At 68.6% G+C, this 7497-nt stretch carries 7 protein-coding genes and 1 pseudogene; 3 read left to right on the top strand and 5 right to left on the bottom strand.

Features of this window, described 5'->3' with window-relative positions; genetic code table 11:
- Window positions 1-675 precede the first annotated feature (675 nt).
- The 3 genes from ABTY04_RS39845 (at window position 676) to ABTY04_RS39835 (ending at window position 2249) form a co-directional block, all read left to right on the top strand.
- On the top strand, window positions 676-1032 hold the full coding sequence (locus ABTY04_RS39845; protein ID WP_352218325.1) for a DUF6191 domain-containing protein: 357 nt from the start codon (window positions 676-678) through the stop codon (window positions 1030-1032).
- A complete protein-coding gene (locus ABTY04_RS39840) occupies window positions 1029-1538 on the top strand; it encodes a DUF3995 domain-containing protein (protein ID WP_352218324.1) in 510 nt (169 codons plus the stop codon). The genes ABTY04_RS39845 and ABTY04_RS39840 overlap by 4 nt, the downstream gene beginning before the upstream one ends.
- A 357-nt stretch (window positions 1539-1895) precedes the next feature.
- Window positions 1896-2249, top strand: coding sequence for a hypothetical protein (locus ABTY04_RS39835; protein WP_352218326.1), 354 nt, complete (start codon window positions 1896-1898; stop codon window positions 2247-2249).
- Between the two features lie 1095 nt (window positions 2250-3344).
- Here the strand turns inward: ABTY04_RS39835 and ABTY04_RS39830 are convergent.
- From ABTY04_RS39830 to ABTY04_RS39810, 5 genes and pseudogenes are all read right to left on the bottom strand, one after another.
- Window positions 3345-3548 (bottom strand): annotated as a pseudogene (locus ABTY04_RS39830) (helix-turn-helix domain-containing protein); the annotation flags it as partial.
- 304 nt (window positions 3549-3852) lie between these two features.
- Window positions 3853-4614, bottom strand: a complete 762-nt coding sequence (locus tag ABTY04_RS39825; protein WP_352218323.1) for a GntR family transcriptional regulator — start codon at window positions 4612-4614, stop codon at window positions 3853-3855.
- A gap of 363 nt (window positions 4615-4977) precedes the next feature.
- Window positions 4978-5811: a transposase family protein gene (locus ABTY04_RS39820; protein WP_352218322.1), complete on the bottom strand. Its 834-nt coding sequence runs from the start codon at window positions 5809-5811 to the stop codon at window positions 4978-4980.
- A 70-nt stretch (window positions 5812-5881) separates the two neighbouring features.
- Window positions 5882-6337 carry a hypothetical protein gene (locus ABTY04_RS39815; protein ID WP_352218321.1) on the bottom strand — a complete coding sequence of 152 codons (456 nt, stop codon included), beginning with the start codon at window positions 6335-6337 and terminating at the stop codon, window positions 5882-5884.
- Window positions 6338-6429: 92 nt separating this feature from the next.
- Window positions 6430-7230 (bottom strand): hypothetical protein, encoded by an 801-nt coding sequence (locus tag ABTY04_RS39810; protein ID WP_352218320.1) that lies wholly within the window; start codon window positions 7228-7230, stop codon window positions 6430-6432.
- Window positions 7231-7497: the final 267 nt, after the last annotated feature.

The raw sequence follows: 7497 nt of genomic DNA, 5'->3' as shown, positions 1-7497 counted from the left end.
GCTCACAGGCATCACAGATTCACCGGCGTCCCGGACGGACACACCCCGATTTTCCCGGCCTCACGGCGGCCGGCGCAGCCGGTCTGGGTTACTGATACGAAAATGACCCCCGGTACGTCACCGGCGGATCCTCGGCGATGCTCCGGCAACTCGGCGCCCTCGGCGAGCGCCTTGGTGAAGGGCGTGGGACTGCGGCAGGCACCGGCGTTCCCGGGTGGAGATCAGCCGGGTCCAGGCCGACGGCCCCGGACGTGATTCACACCCTCTCAACGCAACACCGCACCAGAAGGAAACGCTCAACCAAAACCAACCTGACCAAGCCCTACTAGCGGTCCGGCGCAGGCGTCGCGGGCGGCGCAGTGGGCGAGGGTGTCGTCGTACGCGCTGTGGATCCGTCCGCCGAGCACGACGAGGCAGGCAGCCAGGAGCAGGAGCGCCCCGAGGCCCACGAGCGCCTGGGCGGTGGGTCGCCATGGGCAGCGCCTCCCCCGGATGGGGGAAGCGGATCATGCGTCGGCCTGATTCCTGCGCGCTGCGGATCCAGAACAGTGGTCATATGGCTATCAACGAGATGAGTTTTACGACGGCGGTCGAGGGGTCCGAGCAGCGTGTGCCGCTCCGGGCAGAGCGCATTGCCGGCCAGTCCACTGTGTTGAGGACGATGAGGGACCGTCTGTGACGTTCTTGCTCATGTCGTTCCCGGCGTTCGCCTGTCTGCTGGTCTTGTTCGCCCTGGTGGAGAGTGCGTGGCGTTGGTTTACGGGTCTGGGGTTGATCCCGTGGCTGCGCAGGCGCACGGAGCGGTCGTTGTCGAGCATCGCCTTCGACGAATTCACGGCGGTTGTGAACGGCAACAAGACGGTGGAGCTGGAGCAGCGGAGGGTGGAGCTGCTGCGGCGGGACGACGAGAGTGACGGTGCGCCACCTCGTTCCAGCATCGACCTGACCAAGGGCACCGCGTTCATCGTGGTGTCCCAGGAAGCGGACGGCCCGTGCGCTGGCAGGCGCGATGCCCGTGAGGGCCGGCGGTGAAACGCGAACCGGAGGGGGCGGGCGCGGAACCGTCCACGCTGTGGGGGCGTATCGCGAGCTTGTGGGCGGCCGCGTTCGCGGGCCTGCACTTCTACTGGGCCGTCGGCGGTGATGTGGGGCTGAGCGTCTCTGCCGGTCCACTGGCCGCCGAGCGCCCGCTGTGGTTCGTCGTAGCCGGTTTGTGGGGTGTGGGTGGGCTCTGCCTCCTCGGCGCCTGGCTGGCATGGCTGCTTGCCCGGTCCAGGCTCCAGGCTGTTCCCGCTCTGCTGGCGCGGTGGCTGGGGTGGGGCGTCAGCGCGCTCCTGCTGGCCCGGGGCATCGGTATCGAGGTGCTGCTCCTGACCAACACGACGCACCTGGACACCTCCGTGAGCGTGGAGCAGCGGGCTTGGACGCTGGCCCTCTGGAACCCCTGGTTCATCGCCGGAGGACTGGCCTTCGGCCTCGCCGCCCTTCGGTCCCGCTGGCATACCGACGCAGAACCGCCACCCCCGTCCAGAAGCTGATTGCTCCGCCGGCCAGTCATGCGGCTACGCCGCGCTTGGTTGTCCGGGGGCTGCGGAGGCTGTCCTGATGAGGCGGTGCTCGTCTGTGCCGGTCGGGCCGGGCGTGCCGATGCACTCGCCGTCCTGGGGGTCAGCCCGCGGCGCGGCTACCCGGTCCTCGCCGACCACGTCCGCGGCGTCCTGTGGAGGACGTCCAGGACCTTCGCCATGGACGGCTCAGGACCCCCGGACACTTCCTCGACAGCGTGGTGGAGGACGGCGTCGGCGGCGCTCATTGCCCCGACCCCCAACTGCGGCGTCAGATACGACAGGGCGTAGTGCGCGCCGACCGGCCCGCCGAACACCCGCAAAGGATCGATGGACAACTCGGCCCGTGCGGTGTTGATGACCTGGCACCGCCCACCCATCGCCGACTGCGCGAAGCCGACCCGTTCCCGGATCGGGGTGCGGTCGATGACAATTGCCCGCCCGCCAGATGTAGTCCTTGGACCAGCAGTGTGGTCCGGATTGCGGCGGTCATGTCTTCTGGCGGGCGTAGGCAGCGAGTTCGGGGTGTTGGTGCATGAGGTGTTCCCGGAGTCGGCGTGTTTCCTCGGCATCGGCGGCGGCGCGTCGTTCGGCGTCGGCTTGGTCTTGTGCTGTGTGGGTTCGTTCGATGTGTTCGGTGTACGCGTCATCGAGCATGCGTTCCCAGCGGATTGTCTGTCGTAGCCGTTGTGCTGCCTGTGCTGCTTCGGCTTCGGCGACAAGTCCTGCGGTTGCCCGCTGGATCTCAGCCTGCTCTGCCCGTTCCCGGCACGGCCGGCACAACCCGTCGTCGGGTCGTGGTCCTTTGCCGGCGGCCTGGCAGTGCTCGCCCTCGCATTCCCACCACCGGAGATCCGGGACTCTCTCCCGTGGTGCGGGGACTCGGCCTCGGCGGCGGTCCGCTCGGCGTTCTGCGCACTTGGGGCATGGGTCGCCCAGGTGCAGGGTTGTGCCGTCCTCGCACATCGGGTCGGGGCAGTCCATTGACGGGCGCACGAGTCCTACCGCGACGCCGACGGGGGAGGAGAGCTCCCCTTCGGCGAGGGCGCGGGCGTAGCCGTGGGTCCACCATCGGCGCTGGATCCGCTCCAGCAGTTGCTGTGGCGTTCGGCCTCCGTCCAGGGCGTGCAGGATCGCCTGGCGCAGTACGGCCGGGCGGTGGGGTGGCAGCAGGGCTGCCAGCTCCCGCGGCCATCCCGCTTCCACTGCGGTGACGGAGTCGGTCTGTCCTCGTGGCGTCTGTTCGCGGCTTGTCTTCCTCGACCTGGCTGCCGGGGTGGGCGCGCCAGCGCCCGCGGACGCGGCGCAGCCGCCCGCCTTGCGCGGTCTACTACCTGTTGTGGCCCTGCGGGCGTCATCGGCGCTACGCGCCGCAGGCGCTGTCGGGGTTTGTGGAGAGGGGAGGGTTACAGGAGAGGGTTGGGGGACTGCCAGTCCCCCCTGTGGGGATTGACAGTCCCCCCGTCCCAGGGACTGAGAGTCCCCCCGACCGCCGGGTTCGGGGTGTTTTGCGGGAGGGGACTGAAAGTCCCCTCCTTTCTGCCGTGGCTTCCCCTTGTCGCTGCGCTCTGTCCGGGGAGGGGCGGGCGGCAGTGCGGGGCGGGTGTGTTGTGTGAGTGAGGGCAGGCCGCGGTGTGCCCGGTCCTCGTTGACCCGTGCCAGCCGTTCGGGGCCGTACCAGGCGGCCGGGATCTGCAGGTCGTAGACCTTGGGGCGTGCGTGCGCGGGGATGTACCGGGCGGCTTCCTGGTCTCCCAGCGTGATCACGCCCCGCTCGGTGAGGGAGGCCAGACGCCGCTGCACGGTCTTGACGTCGCAGAGCGCGATCCGGGCCAGCGTCCGCCGTGACGGGAAGGCGTTGGTGCCGTCCGCATCGGCTTTCTCCGCCAGTCCGGCCAGCAGCATCCGGTCCGTCGTACTGTTCACGGGACTGTCGTGCAGGGCCCACAGGATTGGCTCAAGTGCCACCGTGCACCACCGCATCCAGGGTGGACCCGTTGATGCTGTGGGAGGGGGCCTGTGGCGCCCCAAGGATGGTTCCGCATAAGCTCATGGCTCAGCGCACCTCTCAGTTCACGCAACTGGGTGCTCTTCCCCGCGCAGGCGGTCCAGGCCTGTACGAGGACCTGCGAGCCCCGCCCATGGCGGGGCTCGTTCGGTTCGGGCGAATCGTCACGCCCTACACAACGGCACCGAAGCCACCGGCCCGCTCACCGATGCACCCCGTGTGGCATCACAACCAGGCGACGATGCAGCCGGTGAGTCACCGGTGAAGATCAGCGACCTGCTACGGGACCCCGCCGGCCAGCGGCAACTCCCCATAGTGCAGCTCCAGACGGTCGGCAGCGCCCACCACCCGAAGCGCCTCCAGAGCGCGGCCGCTCCGGCTGCGCACCACGCGCTCGATACACAGCACCGGTACCCGCTGCCCGATACCGAGCTCGGCGGCCTCGGCCTGCGCCGGCGGCCGTGCTGTCACCGTCTCACTCGCCCTCTGGGGATCCAGCCCGGCCGCGGTCATGGCCCCGAATACACCGCCAACAACCTTGCCCGGCTCGTCGAGCCCCGATGCGGCAGCCACATCGGCCGGATAGTAAGCCTCCTGGACCTGCACGACATCCCCGTCGATCACGGCATGCCTGCGGCGGCGGACAACAGGAGAGCCGGGTTCAACCTCCAGCAACGCGGCAATCTCGGCCGCAGCGGAGATCTGCTCCACGGACAAGGCGACGACGCTGCCCGCCAGACCCACCGCGGCCGTCGCCGTCTCCCACGGCCCCTTGTCCCCACCCGGGCGCAGTACGGCACCGTAGCGGCTCAACGGGACACGAACGCGAGAGCGGTTACGGACAACAGTCCCGACCCGCGGCTTGCGCACAACGAGACCACGGTCGACGAGCTCCCGGTAAGCCCGCTCAATGGACGGTTTTGACTCCCCCTCGGCCATCAACTCCACGGTGGTCGGCATCTTCGAACCGGGCGGAAACTCATCCGACTCGATCCGCTCCGCCAGGTGGTCGGCCAGGTCGCGCCATCGCTGCAAAGGCATGTACACCCCTCCCTGTCTTCTCGTGGAACCAGTACACCACTTTAACCATGGTTGTTTGGGGCGTTCTTGGTGCAATGCCACTCTCGATGGGGATACCGGTTCCCGGCGGAGCCCTGACTCCAGCGCTGACCTGCAACAAGGAATCTCCTGCGCCTGGACGCCGGCTCTACCCCGGACAGTCGAGTACGGGCGGGGCCACCCCTACGGTCCCGAAAGCCAGGGAGCGCCGACCTTTCCTGGCTGGTCGGGATGGCGTCCCGTGAGCTGCCGCCAACTTGAAGTAGCAGGTCAAAGGGCTGGTGTGACCGGTCCTCGGGACGCTCGTGCTGGTCGTGGGCGGAAGTCCACGGAGAGGATCATCCGTCAGCGGTTGACTTCGAGGTTCGTCAGGACGAGCAGGGCGCGCAGGAGGCGGGTGGCGCGGGCGGGGTCGGTGCGGAGCTTGGTGAGGATCCGCCAGTTCTTGAGGTGGGCGAAGCCGTGTTCGACCGGTGCGCGTCCGACGGCGAGGACGCGGTTGGCTTCCTTCTGGCCCGGGGTGAGCTTGTGGGTGCGGCTGGCGGTGTAGCCGGTGACGATCACGGGGTCGAGGATGTCGTTGTCCAGGCCGCGGAAGCCGAGGTCGGCCAGCGCCCCGAGGCCGGCGGCGCGCAGGTGGGCCAGGATGTGGTCGTGGCGGGCGGCGGTGTTGTCGTGGGTGCGGCGGGGCCGGGCGGCGGATATCCAGATCAGGCAGCCGTTCTCGTCGGTCAGGGCGAGGAAGTGCAGGCCATGGCTGCGGTGCTTGCCGGAATAGTTCCGCCGGTCAGCTCTCCCGGTGCGGCGCTGGGTGCGGATGAGGGTGCCGTCGATCAGGACCACCTCCCCACCCTGCTTGGCAATCTTCTTCAGGGCGCGGTCCAGGCGCGGGGCCTGGGCTGCGAGCAGTCCAATCAGCTCGTCGCGCCAGCGGCGGACGGTGGACTCGGACACGTCGTTGCCGCCGGCCATGTCGGCCAGGCGCTGGTCGTGACGCAGCACGGCAAGGACGATCACCGCGATCTTCCCCGGCGGCAGGATTCGCCATCGTGACCGAATCGCCTTCAGATGGCGCCTGAGCAACTCGGCGAGGTGGTTGACGGTGCGCGTGGACAGCGGCAGACGGCACTGGTAGACAAGCGGGCAGGTGTCCTCGGCGAGTCTTTTGGTGTTCGTCACACAATTCCAACGGCCGTCGGGGGCACCCCGGTTACGCCCGTGGAGCCGCTCCGAGTGGCGGTGTTGCTGGTCACAGGCGGGTGGTGAACCGGCCGTCGGGCAGTTTCCGCAGCCAGCCGCGATCGACGAGTCTGACCAGCTTGCTGCGTAGCGGTTCCAGCTTGGCCTTCACGCTGACGTCCACCCCCACTACCTCGCCGACCTCACGGGCCATGACCGGTCCGGCGGCCTGCCGCACGGCGGCGATGATGCGCTGGTAGTCCCACGGCAGCGCGTCCTCCTCCACGCCCGGCTCGCGGTGCGGGATCAGCATCACCGTCCGTCCGCCCACCTGCCCCGGCATCGGCCGAGCTGAGGAACGCTCCTCAGCGAGCTGCCCGGTCATCCGTTCAAGGACGCGTTCGGCGACTGCGAGTTCGTCCCGCTCGACCCGCACTTCCGCCAGCCGGTTGGCCAGCTGTCCTTCGAGTTCGTCCAGTTCCGCGCGCCGCGCGGTGATCCGTTCCAGCAGCTCGGGATCCAGCATGCACAGGATCGTAGAGGGCCGTCTGGCCTCAGCGGTCAGGAACAGGAATGCGCCCGCGCTCCGCGCTGGAAAAGGTTTCAAGCAGCTCGTCGTCAGTGCGCCCAAGGCAGACGAACCGCCTCGATTTCACTGTCGTTCAGCAATGCGTTGATGAGGGCTGGGGGCCCGGCGACCTTGGTGGCCCACAGATCGTAGTCGGTGCACAGGACCCACGAGCGGTCATCGGCCCAGAGGTTGGACGGGCTGAAGTCGGCCTCGGACTGGTCGTACAGGATCTCGGCGTCGCCGATCCGGCCCGTACGCACGTGGAGGTTGTCCAAGTCGATGGCCCCGAGCATCAGCGGGTTGTAGTAGGCCAGGCAGCGGGTGTCCGGGCCCGCGGGACTGAACTGGGTGAGGATGGCGATCAGCCGGTTCCAGGTCTCACGGTCCAGGCTTCCCTCGGTCGGCGGGACCATGCCGAGTGGCCAGCTGCCCTCCTTCTTGGCCGTGGGAAAGCAACGGTAGGAGGGCATCAGCCCGTCGGGCACGACCGGGTCGCCGTTCCGCCGGGCCAGCTTGGCCCAGCGCAGCCGCCGCCAGCCGGGGCCCGGGTGCTGGGCACGGCCCAGCCCTCCTCGCGTGGCGATGCCCACGGCGTCGAGGTCGATGCCTCCAACGACGTGCGGCTGGGCACTCCCGTCCGCCAGCCACGCCTGGTGGTACTCGTGGTACGACACATCGGCCGGCCCCTGCTTGTGCTCGTACATGGCGTTGAGCACCCACACGGCGTCAGGCATCGCCGGAGGCATGAACCCGGTGATGCCATCGCCGCACAGCTCCAGCAGCCAATCGGTGGCCTCGGAGGGCACAAGCGGCCACAGGCTTGACATCAGGTTCGACTCTTCGGACATGCGCCCATGATCCCAGGCGCGAACCGCCCTCCCGCAAAGGGCCGGCATTACGCCGCCCGAACTCGCCACCTGGGCACGTTCCCGCGTGCCTGGCCAGGATGCCGAGGCGCGCCTCGAATGCCATCGAGCCGACCGCTGACGAACGATCTTCTCCGCAGATTCTCTCCCACGACTAACCTGCGCGTTTCACTTGCGGCGGTGTCCGAGTCGTGATCGGAAAAGCGAAAGTGCCTTCTGAGCTGGGAAGATGAGGCTTGTCGAAGGTCT

The sequence above is a fragment of the Streptomyces sp. NPDC097981 genome, from assembly GCF_040302565.1.
Lineage (GTDB): Bacteria > Actinomycetota > Actinomycetes > Streptomycetales > Streptomycetaceae > Streptomyces.
Note: the sequence above shows the minus strand (reverse complement) of the source record. Positions and strands in the feature narration are given on the sequence as shown.